Source organism: Arthrobacter sp. 05T45, assembly GCF_056395875.1.
Window position 1 is genome coordinate 1 of sequence record NZ_JBFTKI010000009.1, and the last position, 18,342, is coordinate 18,342.

Genomic DNA, 18,342 nt, shown 5'->3' on the forward strand with positions numbered 1-18,342 from the left:
CCGGGCCATCGAGGGCGGGATCGGCCCGTGCCCGTCCAGGACGGCCGGTTCGTCGGTGGCGCCGAGCAGGGCCAGGACCGGGACGGTGACCAGGACCTGCGCCCGCGGGACCGGAACAAGCCCACCCGCCCCCGCACGAGCTTCCGCCCCCGTGCCGGTGCCGTTGCCGCCGTCGTCCGATCCAGCACCCGTGCCGGTGCCGGTGGTGAGGAGCCAGGTGGCGGTGATGTCGGCGCGGAGCTGGGTCAGGGTCCGGGGCTCGTCCGGGCCCTGGAGGGCGCGGGCCGCAGCGGTGGCCCGGTCCCAGATCCCGGCCGCGGTGTCGGCGGGGAAATAGGCCGAGAGCCAGGCCATGCCGTCCCGGTCCGGGGTGTACTCGACCCGCCGGTCCGCGGCGCTCGTGGCGTGGCGTTCCTCGATGCCGGCCGGGTGGTGGCGTTCGCGCCAGGCGCGTGCCTTGGCCCGGAACCGGGACGGAACGAGCTCCCCCGCCGGGCAGCCGCGGGCCGGGTTCGGTGCGGCCGGGTCCAGGAAGTGCGCTTCGAGCCCGGCCGCCCCGGCCGTATCCAGGGACGCGGTTTCGTCCACGAGGATCCGTGCGTGGGCCCAGGAGATCGTGCCGGCCTGCAGGGCGGCCAGGGTCTGCGGCAGCGCCGACATCAGGGCATGGGATTCGGCGAGGAGGGCCGCGGCGGCGCGTTCGCTGACGGTCAGGACACACGCGACCTCGGCCACCACGGCCATCTCCTGTACGGCGCGGTCCCGCGCGGACGGCGCCGGCGGCGCCAGGAACCTGGCTGCCTGCGCGTAGTCGGCGGTCAGCCGCACCCTCAACGCGGCCGTCCGGGCCTCCAGCCGCGCGACCTCGGCAAGTCCGTCCAGGCAACCCTCCGCCAGTTGCCGCAGCGGATCGCCGTCTCCCTGTGGGCAGGCAGCAGGCGCATCGGCATGGTCAGCCCCAGCGGCCGATCCGGCCAAGGCGGCAAGCGCGGCAACCGAGGCGGCGACGGCTTCTATCGCCGCACCGCTCTCCGCGCTCAACGCTGTCCTGCTATCCACACTCAGATCATCTCAGGAGGCACCGACAGAAATAGCGACATAGGCTGTCCTCGAGCGTGAGCATTGAGCCGAGGGACATCCCGCGACACCGGAGAGCGCTGAACGCGGGAGCTGGAATCCTTAGCAGCCGGTCAGGTGCCGCTTGGGCCTGTCCTGACGGTAGAGGTAGCGGCCGGCTTCACGGAAGCCGGCGCGGGCGTACAGCTCACGGGCACCGGCGTTGGAGGCCATGACCAGCAGCCAGTATCCCGCCAGGCCGCGGGCCCCGCCCTCGTGCAGCAGCGCCCGGACCACCCGGCCGCCATAGCCCCGACGCCGTGCATCCGGACGCGTTGCCATGCAGTACAGCCCGCCCCACCCAGGCCCGGACGGGCCTGTGTTGGGCAAGGCGAGGCGTGCGACGGCGGCCGGCGCGCCGCCGTCGTCCCGCACCAGAGCGTACAGCGAGGGGCACCCTTCGAGAATGCCGCGGGCCACGGCGAGCTCGTCCGCTCCCCCGCGGCCGTCGACGCTCCACCACAGCTCCAGCCATTCCGCCGACGGCCCGGCCGAAATTTCCACGGCAGGTTCGGGGGCGCCGGGCCCGACGCCGGACTCCACGCCGGACTCAGCACCGGGAACATGGACCAGCACCAAGGTTTCGGACTGCCGGGTGAACCCTTCGGCGTCGAGCACCGCGTTGAGCGCCGCGTGGCGTGGGCCGTCAAAAATTTGGAGGATGAGCGGAAGCCGCCGGCTGCGGTACCAAAGCCGGGCGTCACGGACTGCGGCGAGCTGCCGGTGCGGATCCTCGCCGGGATCCCTCGGCCAGACCGAGTTCGCCCGCTGGGTCACCCCTGACGCCGCCCGCAGCACCCACCCGCCGGATTCCTCGCGCTCCGCGGCAGGCCACGCTGCATCCATCAGCGTCTCCAGCCCGGGGATGGATCCAGGAATCATCCCGGGGCGCGGGTCCAGGTTCATCGGGCTACTCCGTCCGGGACGAATGCGGGCAACTAATGACAGACGGCAGGGACTCCCCGGTTGCCCGGGGAGCCCCTGCCGCTGAAGCTCGAAGGCTAGTCCCTGCCGTCCTCAGGCTTCTTGGGCTGCGGCTTGAAGTCGACGCCGGCTTCCTTGCGCTGCTGCGCCGTGATGGGAGCGGGAGCCTGGGTCAGCGGGTCGAAGCCGCCGCCGGACTTCGGGAACGCGATGACGTCGCGGATGGACTCCACACCGGCCAACAGGGCAACCACGCGGTCCCAGCCGAAGGCGATGCCGCCGTGCGGAGGGGCTCCGAACTTGAAGCCCTCCAGCAGGAAGCCGAACTTGGTCTGGGCGTCTTCCTTGTCCAGGCCCATGAGCTCGAAGACGCGTTCCTGGACGTCGCGCTCGTGGATACGGATCGAGCCGCCGCCAATTTCGTTGCCGTTGCAGACGATGTCGTAGGCGTAGGACAGCGCCGATTCGGGATCGGCGTCGAAGGAGTCCATGAACTCGGGCTTGGGCGAGGTGAAGGCGTGGTGGACGGCGGTCCACTTGCCTGCGCCGACGGCGACGTCGCCGGAGGCGACCGCAGCGGCGGCCGGCTCGAACATCGGTGCGTCCACGACCCAGCAGAAGGCCCAGTCAGCAGGGTTGATGAGCCCGGTGCGGTGGCCGATCTCGACGCGGGCAGCGCCGAGGAGCGCGCGGGACGGTGTCTTCTCGCCGGCTGCGAAGAAGATGCAGTCACCGGGCTTGGCGCCGACGGCGTCGGCGAGACCCGCCCGCTCGGTCTCGGTGAGGTTCTTGGCGACGGGACCGGCGAGTTCGCCATCCTCCTTGTACAGGACGTACGCCAGGCCCTTGGCGCCGCGCTGCTTGGCCCACTCCTGCCAGGCGTCGAGGGCCCGGCGGGCCTGGGAGGCGCCGCCGGGCATGACGACGGCGCCGACGTAGGGCGCCTTGAAGACACCAAAGTTGGTTTCCTTGAAGAATTCGGTCAGCTCGGTGAGTTCCTGGCCGAAGCGCAGGTCCGGCTTGTCCGAGCCGTAGCGGGCCATGGCGTCGTGGTAGGTGATGCGCTGGATCGGCGTCGGGATCTCGACGTCGATCAGCTTCCACAGGGCCTTGACGATGTTCTCGCCCAGACGGATGATGTCGTCCTGCTCCACGAAGCTGGCCTCGATGTCCAGCTGGGTGAATTCCGGCTGGCGGTCCGCTCGGAAGTCTTCATCGCGGTAGCAACGGGCGATCTGGTAGTACTTTTCGAAGCCGCCCACCTGAAGGAGCTGCTTGAACAGCTGCGGGGACTGCGGCAGCGCGTACCAGGAACCCGGCGCGAGGCGGGCGGGAACCACAAAGTCGCGGGCGCCTTCCGGCGTCGAACGGGTCAGCGTGGGGGTTTCGATCTCCACGTAGCCGTCCTGGTGGAGCAGTTCGCGGGCCACCCGGTTGGCTTCCGAACGCAGGCGCAGGTTACGGGCGGGGCCGGGGCGGCGCAGGTCCAGGTAGCGGTGCTTCAGGCGTGCTTCCTCGCCCACCTCAACGTGTTCGTCGATCTGGAACGGCAGCGGATCCGAGGTGTTGAGGATCGTGACCTTCTCGGCCATGACCTCGATCTCGCCGGTGGGAAGCGCCGGGTTCTCGTTGCCGTCGGGACGCTGGGAGACGGTGCCGACGATCTGCAGCACATACTCGTTGCGCAGTCCGTGGAAGACCTCTTCTTCACGGACCACAACCTGGGCGACGCCGGACGCGTCGCGCAGGTCAACGAATGCGACACCACCGTGGTCACGACGCCGGCCGACCCAGCCGGCGAGGGTTACGGTTTGTCCAATGTGCTCGGAGCGAAGTGATCCGAGGTCATGTGTGCGCAGCACAGCACGCCTTTCTGAAGAAGACAGAGGGAAAATCAAAAGCGATAACAAAACAATGACGTTCTAATATGATCGCTACGGGAACGATCCCGTTCGAGTTTACCCGTTGGAAAGGCCCCTTTTGCCATGGCAACCCGGCGCAACGGAACCCAGCCCGGTGACCAGCCCCTCGGTCAGCACCGCGCTCAGCCCGGCGGCCGGCCTGGTCCGCAGCGGCCACCCCAGCGGCTGCAGCGCCGCCTCGGCGTGTTCGATTCCACGGCAATCGGCCTGGGTTCGATGCTGGGCGCCGGCGTGTTCGTCGTGTTCTCCCCCGCCGCAGCCCTGGCCGGGCCGCTGCTGACACTTGCCGTGGCCGTGGCCGGCGTCATCGCCTACTGCAATGCCGTCGCGTCGGCGCAGTTGGCGGCGAGGTACCCCGACAGCGGGGGAACTTACGTGTACGGGCGCCGGCAGCTCGGCCAGTGGCCGGGCTTCATTGCGGGCTGGGGTTTCATTACGGGTAAGACGGCGTCCTGCGCGGCGATGGCGCTGACGTTCGGGCACTACGTGGCGCCGGCCTATGCCACGCCGCTGGCGGTCGCCGGCGTCGTCGTCCTCACGGGAGTTAATCTGCTCGGCATCACGCGGACCGCACTGCTGACCAGGATCCTGCTGGCCGTCGTGTTGGCCACGCTCGTCTTCGTCGCCGTGGCCTCCCTGCTCGGTCCGCACCCGGCGGGCGCCCCCGCGGTGTCGGCGGCGCCGGCCTATCCCGCGCCGCCCTCCGGCGGCTGGGGCGTCCTTCCCGCGGCGGGGCTGATGTTCTTCGCCTTCGCGGGTTATGCGCGGATCGCCACCCTCGGCGAGGAGGTCAAGGATCCCGCCCGTACCATCCCGCGGGCCATCCTGGCCGCACTGGCCGGGGCCTTCGTGATCTACCTTGGCCTGGCCGCGCTGCTGCAGTGGCACCTGCCCCCGCAGCAGCTGGCGGGTTCGACGGCGCCGCTGCTGGACGCGGTGGCGGTCTCCCGCCTCGGCGCCGGCGTCCCGTTCGTCCAGGCCGGAGCGGCGGCGGCCTGCCTCGGCGCGCTGCTGGCCCTGATCACCGGGGTCGGCCGGACCACGTTGGCGATGGCGCGGGAACGGGACCTGCCCGCCCCGCTGGCCAGGGTGGGCCGCGCCCGCACCGTCCCGTTAACCGCGGAACTGGCCGTCGCCGCCGCCGTCGTGGTCCTGCTGCTGAGCACCGACGTGATGACCGTGGTCGGCTTTTCCAGCTTCGGCGTGCTGGTCTATTACGCCGTGACCAACGCCGCGGCTTTCACGCTGGCCGGCCGCCCCTGGCATGCGCCGCGCTGGCTCAATGTGCTGGGTTTCCTCGGCTGCCTGGTCCTGGCCGTCACCCTGCCGCCGGCCTCCGTGCTGTTCATGGCGGCGGTGCTGGCGGCAGGGGTGGCCGGGCGGTTCCTCGTCCTGCTGGTGCGCAGGACGCGGGACACTAACGGGCCTGCCCGGAAGTCCTAGCCCGCGGCGATTACGCGCACGTGCAGGTCCTCCTCGGAGGGCGTCCACGAGTCCGGGTCGGCGTCGTACTGCTCGCCCGTGCGGATGTCTTTGACCTGGTGCTTGCCGTCGTCGTCAGTGAACCAGACAAACGGAATGCCGCGACGGTCGGCGAACTTGATCTGCTTGCCGAACTTCTCGGCCTTCGCGGCGACCTCCGTGGCGATGCCCCGGCTGCGCAGCTGCGCGGCGACATCCTGTGCGGCGGCCCAGCTGTCGTCGTTGTTGAGCGTCACCAGCACGGCGGTCGGCACGGAGCGGGTGGCTTTGGCCAGGTCCTGGCTCAGGATCCGCGACACCAGCCGGGTCACGCCGATCGAGAGGCCGACGCCGGGGAACTTGCGGTTGCCCTTGCTCGCCAGGGCGTCGTAGCGGCCGCCGGAGCAGATCGAGCCCAGCTGCTCGTGCCCCACCAGGACGGTTTCCACAACGGTGCCGGTGTAGTAATCGAGGCCGCGGGCGATGCTGAGATCGGCGACGACCCGTCCCGGCGCGTGCTGGACGGCGGCCGCAATGACCTGCTCCAGCTCGTTCAGGCCTTCCTCCAACAGCTCGTTGGTGACGCCGAGCGCCCGGACCTGCTCCACAAAGGACGTGTCCGTGGTGCGGATGCCCGCGAGCTTCAGGGCAGCCTGCGCCTGATCGTCAGTGGCGCCGAGTTCCTCCTTGAGCAACTCGGCCACCTTCGCCGGCCCGACCTTCTCGAGTTTGTCGATGCTGCGCAGGACGCCCGCGGTGTCCGTGAGGCCGATCCCGGTGTAGAAGCCCTCGGCCAGCTTGCGGTTGTTGATCCGCAGCAGGAAGTCGGGGATGGGCAGCGCGTTGAGCGCCTCGGCAATCACCAGCGCGATTTCAACGTCGTACCGGAACGGCAGTTCGCCGTCGCCGACGACGTCGATGTCCGCCTGGGTGAACTCGCGGGCCCGTCCCTCCTGGGGACGTTCGCCGCGCCAGACCTTCTGGATCTGGTAACGGCGGAACGGGAACGCCAGGTAGCCGGCGTTTTCCACGACATACCGGGCGAAGGGCACGGTGAGGTCGAAGTGCAGGGCAAGGGCATGCGGGTCAACCTTGGCCGCGGAGTCCTCATCGTCCTGGAGCCGGCTCAGGCCGTAGACCTCTTTATCGATTTCCCCCTTGCGCAGCAACTGGCCCACCGTCTCCACGGCGCGGGTCTCGATCGAGGAGAAACCATGGAGCTCGAAGGTCCGGCGCAGCGTGTCCAGCACATGGAGTTCCACCAGCCGCTCCTCGGGAAGCCACTCGGGGAATCCTGACAGGGAGGCTGTGCGTGCCATGGTGAAATTTTCTCCTCTGGTTACCACTGCGGTATCGCGTTGCTACTGCAGTATCTTCGGGCGCGGGCGTCAGGCGGCATTCTCTCTGTCGAAACGTAACGAAGATAAGCGGCAGACCGGCCAGTCGTGCATAAACTGTGTGCGGCAGTCAGTTTATGCGTTCGGCGCCCGCTTCTTCCAACGGAGCCGGACCCTGCGGGACTGCCGGCAGCTTGCTGCTGCTACCGCGACGGCGCCTACGGCCCCGTCATGGTGGCGGCCATACAACCAGGAGGACCTTTGGCGGCCAGTTCACGCAGCGCACGCGAGGCGAAGCGGCGCGTCCAGCAGATGGAGGCCAGGCGCGGCCTGCGCCGGGACCAGGACAAGCGCCGCAAGCGCGACAACGTCTTCGCCATCAGCGCCGGCACGGCCGCAATTGGCCTGGCCTTGGTGCTTCAGCTGACCGCCTTCGCCTCAAACCCAACCGAAGAGGAATTCGCGGCCGCGCAGGAGGGACTGAACAGCCCGTCGGCGTCCGCCTCACCCACAGCGGCCCCGACGAACGGTGCGAACATCCCCAAGCCGGAGACTGCCGCGGGCAAGACGTTCACGGGCGAGCTCAAGCTGAACCGCGGCACGCTCGGCGTCGAACTCGACGGCACGAAGGCCCCCCAGGCCGCGGCGGTCTTCAAATCCCTTGCCGACCAAAAGTTCTACGACGGCGTCAGCTGCCACCGGCTGACGACGGCGGAGAACTTCGGCGTACTCCAGTGCGGTTCCAAGGCAGGTGACGGCAGCAGCGATCCGAGCTACACCTGGGGCCCGCTGGAAAACACCCCGACGGACAACAAGTACCCCGCCGGAACCATCGCAGTGGCCCGGACCGGCGGGAACGCCAACGGTAACGGCACCCAATTCTTCATTGTGTACAAGGACACCGTCATTCCAGCGGATGCCGCCGGGGGCTATACGGTGGTGGGCAAGGTGACCTCTGGACTCGACGTGGTGGGCGGTATTGCCGCTGCCGGACTGAAGCCCGGCGACAACGCCACCGACGGCGCACCTGCGGAACCAGTCACGATAGACTCGTTCTCACTGAAGTAACCAGCCGCGGCCCCCAAAGCCCTGGTCCCGGTATTTCCCTCCAAGCGAAAGACTTCTAGCGGTGACAGACAGTCAGAAATCCGACGAAACATTGGCAACAGCAGCTGCCAACGAAACCGAAACCGAGGCGACCCCCGCCGAGAGTGCAGGCGCTGCCGTAGACTCCGACGGCGAGACTGCGGCACCCGAGGCCCCAGCCGCGACCAGCGAGGAACCCGCCGAGGCACCCGCCGAGGCACCCGAGGCCACTGTGCCCGCCGTTCCGGCAGAACCTGCCGARCCCACTGTGCCGCCCGTTCCGGCAGAACCTGCCGAGCCGGCGGAGACGGCCGAGCCTGTTGACCAAGCTGAAGCCACCGCCGCCCCGGTTCCGACGCCGGGTCCCGCGCCGGCCGCGCGTCCCGCGCCGAGCCCGGCAGCGTTTGCCGGCCGGCCGAAGGCCAAGCCGTCCGCGGCCGCACCGGCTCCGGCCCCGGCGGCCGTGTCCTCCGCAGCCTCACTGGCCGAAGCGGCCCGCTGGGGCCGTGTTGAAGGCGACGGCCACGTCTTCCTGACCGTTGACGGCACGGAATACCCCGTAGGCCAGTACCCGGGGGTCAGCGAGGACGAGGCCCTGGGCTACTTCGCCCGGAAGTTCGAGGACGTCGTGGCCCAGATCGTCCTGCTGGAACAGCGGGTGAGCTCTAAGGCGCCCACCGCGGACATGCAGAAGACCGTCACGCACCTGCGCGAGCAGCTCGCCGAGCGGAACATGGTGGGCGACATCCGCTCCGCCGAGACCCGGCTGGACGCTCTGGTGACACAGATCGGCGAGCTGGAAAAGGCTGAGAAGGCCGAGCACGACGCTGTCCGCGCCGCTGAGCTTGCCGCCCGCGAGGCCATCGTGGCCGAGGCCGAGGAAATTGCCGGCCACGATCCCGCGCAGATCCAGTGGAAGACCTCCAGCGCGCGGATGAACGAACTCTTCGAGAGCTGGAAGACCGCCCAGAAGAGCGGCGTCCGGCTCGGCCGCAGCAACGAGGACGCACTGTGGAAGCGGTTCCGCGCCGCCCGCACGGTGTTTGACCGGCACCGCCGCGCGTACTTCTCCCAGCTGGACAGCAACAATTCGGCGGCCAAGGCCGCAAAGGAGAAGCTGATCACCGAGGCCGAGGCCCTTTCTTCCTCGACCGACTGGGGTTTTGCCGCCGGCGAGTACCGCCGCCTGATGGATGAGTGGAAAGCCTCACCCCGCGCCAGCCGCAAGGACGACGACGCGCTGTGGGCCCGCTTCCGCGCCGCCCAGGACGTCTTCTTCACCAACCGCCAGGCAGCCAACGACGAGATCGACCAGGAGTACGGTGCGAACCTGGTAGTAAAGGAAGCGCTCCTGGTGGAAGCCAACGAGCTCCTGCCGATCAAGGATCTCGCGGCAGCCAAGAAGGCGCTGCAGTCCATCCGGGACCGCTGGGAAGAGGCCGGCAAGGTGCCGCGCGCCGACATGGGCCGCATCGAAGCCGGTCTGCGGAAGGTGGAGGACGCTGTCCGCCACGCCGAGGACGAAAACTGGAAGCGTTCCAACCCGGAGACGAAGGCGCGCACCAACAGCGCCCTCACCCAGCTCGAGGCCGCTATTGCCGGCCTCAAGGAAGATCTGGCCAAGGCGGAGAAGGCCGGCGACGAGCGCAAGATCAAGGCCGCCCGGGAAGCCCTCGAGGCACGCCAGGCCTGGCTGGAGCAGCTTGAACGCTCAGCGAGCGAACTCTCCTAGGCACACGGCACCCCGGTACGAAGTACACCAGCAGGTCAGTCCAGGCCCCGTTTCGGTTATCCACATGACCGGTACGGGGCCTGTTCTATGTCCGGGGAACCGGGAACGATGGCGGAATGGTAATCATGCCCCGCGCTCCCACCGCTCCGCCGGTTCCGGGACGGCATGCCCTGGTGCCGGGAGCTCCGGTGCCGGGGACTCCAAGTCCACGTCCGGGGCCGGAACACTGCGAGCTCTACTCCCCCGGCGCGCTGTTCTCCTGGCCGGAGCTGCAGGCCATGGCCGCCGACGGCGTGCTGACGCAGCTGTATCAGCGCGGCTACCTGCCGCCCGGATCCCATGCCAGTCCCCAGCTTCGCGCGCGGGCCGCGGCCCTGGTAGTGGCGCCGGCGATCCGGCAGCGGGTCGTGGCTGGCCGGATGACCGCGGCATGGATCTATGGGTGTGCCACGGAACCGGACCGCCTGGCGCTGCTGGTTGACGCCAACCGGCGGATTTCCAGTCTGCGGTCCGTGCGCGGCTGCACCTTCCACGAAGTTCGGCTGGGGCCGTTCGACGTCGTGAGCATGGGAGGCCTGATGGTGTCCAGCCCGCTGCGCACGGCGGTGGACGTGGCGATGCACGTGGACGCGGAGCGGGCCGTGCCGGCCCTCAGGGCGCTGTTGGCTCGTGCCGAGCTGGGCGTCCGCCTGCGGCTGCTCAGGCTCGCCGTGGAGGCGAGTCCGCGCGTTCCGCATAAGCGGGCGGCCCTGGCGAAGCTCGCCGCCCTCGCGGCAGAGCCGGAGGCGCCAGAAGATCCCGTCCAGTAAGCCTGGACCGAGGCCTGAACTGCCGGGTCAGCTGCGGCGGCGGTTTCCGGTGGTGCGGTACACGTCGAAGACGCCGTCGATCCTGCGGACCGCGCTGAGCACGTGGCTAAGGTACTTCGGGTCGCCCATCTCGAAGGCAAACTTGGAGATTGCCACCCGGTCCGTGGACGTGTGCACGCTCGCCGCCAGGATGTTGACGTGGTTTTCCGAGAGCACCCGGGTGACGTCGGAGAGCAACGATTTGCGGTCCAGCGCCTCGACCTGGATCTCCACCAGGAACACGCTGGACTGTGTGGGGGCCCAGTCCACCTCCACGATCCTGTCCGGCTGGTCCATCAGGCCGCTCACGTTGGTGCAGTCGGTCCGGTGCACGGAGACCCCGGAGCCACGGGTGACGAAGCCCAGGATCGGATCCGGCGGGACCGGCGTGCAGCACCGGGCGAGCTTGACCCAGACGTCGTCCACGCCGCGGACAACGACGCCGGAATCGGAGAACCGGGCCTTGCTGACCTGGGTGGGGATGGAGACCTCGGTGAGGGCATCGTCCGGGTGCTCATTCCCGCCCAGGCTCTCCACCAGGCGTTCCATCACGGACTGGGCGGAGGTATGGCCGTCGCCCACGCCGGCGTAGAGCCCGGAGATGTCAGCGTATTTGAAGTCCTCTGCGATCGCAGCGAGGGCGTCGTGGGTCATGAGCCGCTGCAGTGGAAGGTTTTGCTTCCGCATCGCTTTGGTCAGGAGGTCCTTGCCGCGGTCAATCGCTTCCTCGCGGCGTTCCTTGCTGAACCATTGCCTGATCTTGTTCCGGGCCCGGGCACTCTTGACGAAGTGCTGCCAGTCCTGGCTGGGGCCGGCGCCTTCGGCCTTCGAGGTGAAGATCTCGACCCAGTCGCCGTGGTTCAGTTCGCTGTTGAGCGGAACGAGCTTGCCGTTGACGCGTGCGCCGATAGTCCGGTGGCCCACCTCGGTGTGCACGGCGTACGCGAAGTCGACGGGCGTGGACCCGGCGGGGAGTGCCATGACCTCGCCCTTGGGGGTGAAGACGAACACTTCCCGGGCGTTGATTTCAAAGCGCAGGGAGTCAAGGAATTCGCCGGGGTCCGACGTTTCCTGCTGCCAGTCCACGAGGGAACGCAGCCAGCCCATGTCGCCGTCGCGCGGGCTGCCGGGGCCGGCCGCCGTCCGGTTCGGCTGGTCCTTGTACTTCCAGTGCGCGGCGACGCCGTACTCGGCCCGCCGGTGCATCTCGTGGGTGCGGATCTGGATTTCCACCGGCTTGCCGCCGGGACCGATCACCGTGGTGTGCAGCGACTGGTACATGTTGAACTTGGGCATCGCGATGTAGTCCTTGAACCGCCCGGGCAGGGGGTTCCAGCGCGAGTGCATCGCGCCCAGGGCCGCGTAACAGTCCCGGACAGAATCGACCAGGACGCGCACGCCCATGAGGTCGTTGATGTCGTCGAAGTCTTTGTCGCGGACGATCATCTTCTGATAGATCGAGTAGTAGTGCTTTGGCCGCCCGGTGATCGTGGCCTTGATCTTCGCGGCCCTGAGGTCCTCGGTGATTTGGTTGCGGATGACCGCCAGGTTCTTTTCGCGTTCCGGGGTCCGGTCCCCCACCATGCGCACGATTTCCTCGTACACCTTGGGATAGAGGGCAGCGAAGGACAGATCCTCCAGCTCCCACTTGATGGTGTTCATGCCAAGCCGGTGGGCCAGCGGCGCGAAGATTTCCAGCGTTTCCCGGGCCTTGCGGGCCGAGGACTCAGCCGAGACAAAACGCCACGTGCGGGCATTGTGGAGCCGGTCGGCGAGTTTGATCATCAGGACGCGGATGTCCTTGGCCATCGCGACGACCATCTTGCGCACGGTCTCGGACTGGGCCGCCTCACCGAAGCTGACCTTGTCCAGCTTCGTGACGCCGTCCACCAGCATGGCCACTTCCGGACCGAACTCGGTCTTGAGGTCGGCGAGGGTGTAGGACGTGTCTTCGACGGTGTCGTGCAGCAGGGCCGCGGCCAGCGTGGTGCCGCTGAGGCCGAGTTCGGCGAGGATGGTGGCCACCGCGACGGGGTGGGTGATGTACGGGTCGCCGCTCTTGCGCTTCTGGCCCCGGTGGCAGCGCTCGGCGACCACGAAGGCACGCTGGATGAGATCGAAATCCTCTTTGGGGTTGTTGGCGCGCACAGTGCGCAGCAACGGCTCCAAAATCGGCGAGTAGGCCGGAGTGCCACGGCCCGTCAGCCGGGCAAGGCGGGACCTCGTGCGCTCGCGCCGGCCGGGAAAAGTGGGCCGGGCACCGGAGTTGTCCACCGGCACGGGAACATCGGGGCGTCCGGGAACCACCAGGCCAGTCTGTGAACCCTGGCCTTGGCCCTTGTCCGCAGGTGCCTCCGGCACCGGCGTCGAACGTTCTTCCAATGGAGCACCTCTCGCGACCGGTTAATTATTCAAGTGTATTCCCGCAGCAGGATACTTCGATAACCGGCGGGGATACGGCGACGGGCCGGAGGCCGTCGAAAACGACGGTCTCCGGCCCGTTTGTGGCCGCTGGGGACGGTTCAGGCCGTGGCGGGCGACGCCGGCGACTCGGCCTTGGCTGCCGCGTCAGCACGCCTCTGTTCCACCCGTTTGGCCTGCTTGACCAGGTCGGGTTCGCCCTGCCGCAGCGCGGCGTAAAGCGGAGCCGCGATGAAGATCGTGGCGGCAGTGCCCACTAGGATGCCCACGAACAGCGCCAGGGACAGGTCCCGCAGCGTTCCGGCACCGAGCAGCCCGGCCCCGATGAAGAGGATCGCACCGACCGGCAGGATGGCCACCACCATGGTGTTGATGGACCGGACCAGGGTCTGGTTGATGGCGAGGTTGACCTCTTCGGCGAAGGTCCGCCGGGTGGAGGCCTGCATGTCCGAGGTGTTCTCCCGGATCTTGTCGAACACCACCACGGTGTCGTACAGCGAGTAGCTGAGCACCGTGAGGAAGCCGATGATGGCCGACGGCGTTACTTCGAAGTCGCTGAGGCCGTAAACACCGGCGGTCACGAACATCGTGACCGCCATGCCGACAAGTGCCGAGAGCGACATCTTCCAGGTCCGGAAGTAGAGCGCCATCAGGACGGCGGCCAGGCCCACAAAGATTGCCAGGCCCATCAGCGCCTGCTTCGTGACGTCCGCACCCCAGGTGGGGCCGACGAAGGTCGAGGTGACTTCGTTATCGGTCACGCCGTAGGCCTTGGTGAGGCCTTCCTTAATCTGCAGCGTCTCGTCGTCGGAGAGCTTGTCCGTCTGGATGCGCATGGTGGTACCCGCGACGTTAGCCACGCGCGGCACGGATCCCGACACGACGTCCTTGACGGCCTTCTCGCCGAGGGAGGCCTCGGTGGTCTTGACGTTGGAGACCGTGAACTCGGAGCCGCCGCGGAACTCGATGCCGAGGTTGAACCCACCCTTGGCGACCGGGATCAGGATGGAGAGGGCGACGGCGATCCCGGCAATCAGGAACCACAGCTTCCTGTAGCCGACGAAGTCGTACGAGCGCTTGCCCGTGTACAGCTCATTGCCGAATGTTGAGAAGTTGACCATTTACTTGCCCTCCTTGGACGCGCTCTTGGAGGTACCGGCGAGCTGTGCCTGTTGTGCCTGATCCTGCTTTTCGGCGAGGCGGCGTTCTGCAATGGTCATCCGGCGTTCTGCCTCGGCGGCGGCGCCGGTGTTCTTCGCGCGCACCACTGCCACGGGCTTGTCCTCCGGGGTACGGACCCGGCCGGCACCGCGGTACAGCGGGACGGCGCCGAGGCGCTTCGGGTCCAGGCCCGAGAACCGGTGGCCTTCGCCGAAGAACTTGGTCCGCGCCAGCAGCTGCAGGGTGGGGTGGGTGAACATGAAGACGACGATGAGGTCGGCGATCGCGGTGAGGCCGAGGGTGAACGCGAAGCCGCGGACGTTGCCCACTGCCACGAAGAACAGCACGACGGCGGCGAGAAGGTTCACGGCCTTGGACGCGAGGATGGTGCGCTTGGCCCGCTTCCAGCCGTTTTCGACGGCCGAGACCAGGCCGCGGCCTTCGCGGAGCTCATCGCGGATGCGTTCGAAGTAGACGATGAACGAGTCGGCTGTCTGGCCGATGGCCACGATCAGGCCCGCGACGCCGGCGAGCGAAAGCCGGTAGTTTTCGGTCCAGCCGAGGATGGCGATGGCCAGGAACGTCAGCACCCCGGCGATCACGAGGGATGCCACGGTCACGAGGCCAAGGGCCCGGTACTGGAACAGCGAGTAGACAAACACCAACAGGAGGCCGATCACGCCGGCGAGCATACCCATGCGGAGCTGCTCACCGCCGAGGGTTGCCGAGATCTGCTGTTCGCTCTGGATTTCGAAGCTGATCGGCAGGGCACCGAAACGGAGCTGGTCGGAGAGGGCCTTGGCCGACTCCTCGGTGAATCCGCCGGTGATCTGCGGCCGGCCGTCGGTGATGACGGCGAGGGAGCGCGGGGCGGAGATGACCTGGTCGTCCAGGACGATTGCGAACTGGGATTTCGGATCCGAGCCGGTCTGGCCGCCGCCGGCGGCGTAGAACTGGTACAGGCGCTCGGTGATTTCCTTGAACTTGGTGGTGCCCGCGTCATCGAACTGGATGTTGACGGCCCATTCATTGGTCACGGCACCCTGGGCGCCGCGCTGCAGCTGGAACGAGGAGGACTTGATGTTCGAGCCCTTCACCTCCACCGGACCGAGGATGTACTTGATGGCCGGCGACTTGGCCGAGGCCGGCTCGCAGGTCACCAGCGGCTTGGTCGGGTCGGAGCGCTGCTGCTTGTCCTGGGAGGGGTTGTCGCAGTCGAGGGCCTCGAACTGCTTGTAGACCTCGGGGGTAATCCAGTTCTCGTCGCTGCTGTTGGCGGGCGCGGCTGTCGGCTTCGGCAGCTGGGCATCCGGGGTCCTGGAGGCGGCGGGGACCGCTGCGCCGGGGCCGGTCTGGATGACCGGGCGGAAGTTCATGTCGGCGGAAGCCTGGATCAGCGCACGGGTTTCCTTGGCAGGGGTTCCCGGGAGGCTGACGACGACGTTGCGGCCGGACTGCGTGCTGATTTCCGCTTCCGCGACGCCCGAGCCGTCCACGCGCTGGCGAATGATCGCCACGGCCTGGTTGAGCTGGTCTTCGGTGATACCCGAACCGCCCTCAACCTTGGGCGCCAGGATCATCTGGGTGCCACCTTCAAGGTCCAGTGCGAGCTTTGGAGCCCAGCCCGCCTGGCCGGCCATCGTGCCGCCCGCCAGGACAGCCGTCATGGCGGCGATGATTACGCCAAGCCAGACCAGCATCCTGATGGCTGAGTTTTTGGGGCCAGTTCGTGCCATTGTCGATCTTTCTATTATTTACGGCGGATCCGCCGGCGCGGGCTCTGGGCCCCGCCGACGGATGCCCGCAACCGTTGCTTCGCGGGATAGCTCAGGTAGGCAGACTAGCTGTCTTTTTTGCCTTCGTCGTTGAGGCGGCGCAGGGTTTCCTCGGGCGTTTCGGTGCGCGGCGCGTCGTGGACGGGGGCGCTGGCGTCGGTCCCCTCAGCACCCAGCTTCTCGGTGGTCAGCGAGGACGCGTCGTCGGGAACGACCGTGGGCTCCTCGGCGGCGACAACCGGCTCCACAATTTTGGTGACGGCCTGGCGGTGCACCGTGGCCGTGTTGCCCGGGGAAAGCTCAAGCGTGACCTTGTTCTCCGCTTCGTCAATGTCGACGATCCGGCCGAACAGCCCGAAACTCGTCATGACCTCGACGCCCGGGCCGAACTTCGACTGGAGCTGCGCCTGCTGCTGCTGCGTTTTCTTGTTGCGGCGGAACATCATGAAGACGAACACGCCAAGCATCACGAACAGGAGAATTGTCATTAGATCCAAGGGGAAAGTTCCGTTCTGTACTTGCATAGCTGTTTTTCAGCAACGTCCGTTTGCTCCTGACGGCGCGGGCAGGGGTCTGCGCAGCAAACTGGCCGCGAGACCGTCCCCCAGACCGCCGGCGGCTACCTGCTCTCCGCCCACGGAAACAAAACCCGGACGTGCCGAGCGTCATACCAGTCTAAAGGGAAAAGCTGAAAGAACGGTGCTAGCGGCTGTTTCGGATCCACTGAGGATCGGTTTCTTCGCCGAGATCCCCACCGGACCCGCCGATCGGGCTCTCGCCCGGCTCGTCGGCCTGGAACAGTTCCAGCGGGTCCTGGCCGAAGGCGCCGGCCGGAATGGCGAAGCCCAGGTGCGTCCATGCCGGCGCCAGGGCTATCCGGCCGCGCGGCGTCCGGCCCAGGAGTCCTTCGCGCACCAGATAGGGCTCGGCGACCGTTTCCACGGTCTCCGTTTCCTCGCCGACGGCGATCGCGAGCGTGGACAGGCCTACCGGGCCGCCGCCGAACTTGGTGATGAGGGCCTCGAGAACGGCACGGTCCAGCCGGTCCAGGCCCCGCTTGTCCACCTCATACATGTCCAGGGCCGCGGAGGCCGCCCGCGCGTCGATTTGCTCGATGCCGTGCACGAGTGCCCAGTCCCGGACCCGGCGCAGGAGCCGGTTGGCGATGCGCGGCGTGCCCCGGGACCGGCCGGCAATCTCGCTGAATCCGGCGGAGTTGACCTTCAGGTCCAGCAGGCCGGCGGAGCGGCGCAGGACCAGTTCCAGCTCCTCGACGGAGTAAAACTCGAGGTGGCCGGTGAAACCGAACCGGTCCCGCAGCGGGCCGGGAAGGAGGCCGGCCCGCGTGGTGGCGCCGACGAGCGTGAAGGGCGGCAGCTCCAGCGGAATGGCCGTGGCGCCGGCGCCCTTGCCGACGACGATATCGACGCGGAAATCTTCCATCGCCATGTACAGCATTTCCTCGGCCGGCCGGGACATGCGGTGGATTTCATCCAGGAACAGGACCTCGCCCTCAGAGAGTGAGGACAGGATGGCCGCAAGGTCGCCCGCGTGTTGGATGGCCGGGCCGCTGCTGATCCGCAGCGGAACGTTCATTTCGGCGGCGATGATCATGGACAGTGTGGTCTTGCCCAGGCCGGGAGGGCCCGAGAGCAGCACGTGGTCCGCGCTGCGCCCACGCATGCGCGAGGCCTCCAACACGAGGGAGAGCTGCTTGCGGACCCGGTGCTGGCCCACGAAGTCGTGCAGGTTCTTGGGCCGCAGGGCGGCTTCGATGACCCGCTCCTCCGGTTCCTCTCCCCCGGCGACGATCGACGGCTCAGCCACGCGCGCCTACCCGGTTCCCGGCGCGGGCGCCGTCCTGGCCCAGCCAGCGCAGCGTCGCGCGGAGAATCTCCGCCACATTGCCGTTCGCCGCGAGGTCCGGGGAATCGGCAAGGGACTTGTCGATGCTGGCCGTGGCATCCTTTTCGGACCAGCCCAGGCTGGTCATCGCGGCCACCACCTGCGGCTTCCAGACGGATTCGGCGGACACGGCCGCGACAGGCGCGCCGGCGGTGCCGTGCGGCACAAGCTTGCCGGCTAGTTCGAGCACGATCCGGCCGGCCACCTTCGGTCCGATGCCGGGGACCTTCGTGAAGGCCTTGCCGTCGCCGGAGTGGGCGGCCACCCGGATGGCTTCGGGCTCGTGGACGGCCAGCACCGCCAGTGCGAGGCGGGGACCGACTCCGCTGACGCTGAGGAGCACATCAAACACCTCGCGTTCGTCATCGCTGGCGAAGCCGAACAGGGTCAGCGAGTCTTCCCGCACGATCAGGGACGTGAATAGCTTTCCCTCCTCACCCACCCGGAGGCCGCTGAGGGTCTGCGGTGTGGCGTTGACGCTCATGCCGGCGCCGTTGAGGTCGATCACGGCGGAGGACAGGCCAACATGCGCAACGGTTCCACGAAGAAAACTGATCAAGGCCGGGCTCCTGGTCTAACTGGCGTCTACAACTGGGTGATGAAAGAACGTACAGCCGGGCACGCCGGCTATCCGAACATATCTACGAATACCCT

General features: G+C 67.9%; 14 protein-coding genes. 4 read left to right on the forward strand and 10 right to left on the reverse strand.

Annotated elements, in window-relative coordinates:
* The 3 genes from AC1DGD_RS10980 to aspS form a co-directional block, all read right to left on the reverse strand.
* Positions 1–1,059 (reverse strand): DUF222 domain-containing protein (locus tag AC1DGD_RS10980; RefSeq protein ID WP_476856797.1); only part of this gene is annotated, 1,059 nt, incomplete at its 3' end.
* A 120-nt stretch (positions 1,060–1,179) separates the two neighbouring features.
* Positions 1,180–2,022, reverse strand: a complete 843-nt coding sequence (locus AC1DGD_RS10985; protein WP_476856798.1) for a GNAT family N-acetyltransferase — start codon at positions 2,020–2,022, stop codon at positions 1,180–1,182.
* Between the two features lie 95 nt (positions 2,023–2,117).
* Positions 2,118–3,902 carry an aspartate--tRNA ligase gene (gene aspS / locus AC1DGD_RS10990; RefSeq protein WP_476856799.1) on the reverse strand — a complete coding sequence of 595 codons (1,785 nt, stop codon included), beginning with the start codon at positions 3,900–3,902 and terminating at the stop codon, positions 2,118–2,120.
* Between the two features lie 123 nt (positions 3,903–4,025).
* On the opposite strand from aspS, the gene AC1DGD_RS10995 reads away from it, so the two are divergent.
* Complete coding sequence (locus AC1DGD_RS10995) at positions 4,026–5,405, forward strand: APC family permease (RefSeq protein WP_476856800.1); 1,380 nt, start codon at positions 4,026–4,028, stop codon at positions 5,403–5,405.
* Here the strand turns inward: AC1DGD_RS10995 and hisS are convergent.
* A complete protein-coding gene (hisS, locus tag AC1DGD_RS11000) occupies positions 5,402–6,742 on the reverse strand; it encodes a histidine--tRNA ligase (RefSeq protein ID WP_476856801.1) in 1,341 nt (446 codons plus the stop codon). The two genes, AC1DGD_RS10995 and hisS, sit on opposite strands and share 4 nt — an antisense overlap.
* A 279-nt stretch (positions 6,743–7,021) precedes the next feature.
* Here hisS and AC1DGD_RS11005 point away from each other — a divergent pair, with 279 nt between their 5' ends.
* The 3 genes from AC1DGD_RS11005 to AC1DGD_RS11015 all read left to right on the forward strand — a co-directional run bounded on the left by AC1DGD_RS11005 (position 7,022) and on the right by AC1DGD_RS11015 (position 10,387).
* Positions 7,022–7,828 carry a peptidylprolyl isomerase gene (locus tag AC1DGD_RS11005; RefSeq protein ID WP_476849313.1) on the forward strand — a complete coding sequence of 269 codons (807 nt, stop codon included), beginning with the start codon at positions 7,022–7,024 and terminating at the stop codon, positions 7,826–7,828.
* 61 nt (positions 7,829–7,889) lie between these two features.
* On the forward strand, positions 7,890–9,578 hold the full coding sequence (locus AC1DGD_RS11010) for a DUF349 domain-containing protein (protein ID WP_476856802.1): 1,689 nt from the start codon (positions 7,890–7,892) through the stop codon (positions 9,576–9,578).
* Between the two features lie 116 nt (positions 9,579–9,694).
* Positions 9,695–10,387 (forward strand): hypothetical protein, encoded by a 693-nt coding sequence (locus AC1DGD_RS11015; protein WP_476856803.1) that lies wholly within the window; start codon positions 9,695–9,697, stop codon positions 10,385–10,387.
* 27 nt (positions 10,388–10,414) lie between these two features.
* Here AC1DGD_RS11015 and AC1DGD_RS11020 read toward each other — a convergent pair whose 3' ends face one another.
* The 6 genes from AC1DGD_RS11020 to ruvA all read right to left on the reverse strand — a co-directional run bounded on the left by AC1DGD_RS11020 (position 10,415) and on the right by ruvA (position 18,247).
* Complete coding sequence (locus AC1DGD_RS11020; protein ID WP_476849343.1) at positions 10,415–12,733, reverse strand: RelA/SpoT family protein; 2,319 nt, start codon at positions 12,731–12,733, stop codon at positions 10,415–10,417.
* A 215-nt stretch (positions 12,734–12,948) separates the two neighbouring features.
* The gene (gene secF / locus AC1DGD_RS11025; RefSeq protein WP_230008622.1) at positions 12,949–13,968 is read right to left on the reverse strand and encodes a protein translocase subunit SecF; all 1,020 of its coding nucleotides are present in this window, start codon (positions 13,966–13,968) and stop codon (positions 12,949–12,951) included.
* Positions 13,969–15,744, reverse strand: a complete 1,776-nt coding sequence (gene secD / locus AC1DGD_RS11030; protein ID WP_476849316.1) for a protein translocase subunit SecD — start codon at positions 15,742–15,744, stop codon at positions 13,969–13,971. It lies immediately after the preceding gene.
* A gap of 104 nt (positions 15,745–15,848) precedes the next feature.
* Positions 15,849–16,271: a preprotein translocase subunit YajC gene (gene yajC / locus AC1DGD_RS11035; protein ID WP_476849317.1), complete on the reverse strand. Its 423-nt coding sequence runs from the start codon at positions 16,269–16,271 to the stop codon at positions 15,849–15,851.
* A 214-nt stretch (positions 16,272–16,485) separates the two neighbouring features.
* The gene (gene ruvB, locus AC1DGD_RS11040) at positions 16,486–17,610 is read right to left on the reverse strand and encodes a Holliday junction branch migration DNA helicase RuvB (RefSeq protein ID WP_476849318.1); all 1,125 of its coding nucleotides are present in this window, start codon (positions 17,608–17,610) and stop codon (positions 16,486–16,488) included.
* Complete coding sequence (gene ruvA, locus AC1DGD_RS11045; RefSeq protein ID WP_018773177.1) at positions 17,603–18,247, reverse strand: Holliday junction branch migration protein RuvA; 645 nt, start codon at positions 18,245–18,247, stop codon at positions 17,603–17,605. The genes ruvB and ruvA overlap by 8 nt, the downstream gene beginning before the upstream one ends.
* Between the last annotated feature and the right edge of the window lie 95 nt (positions 18,248–18,342).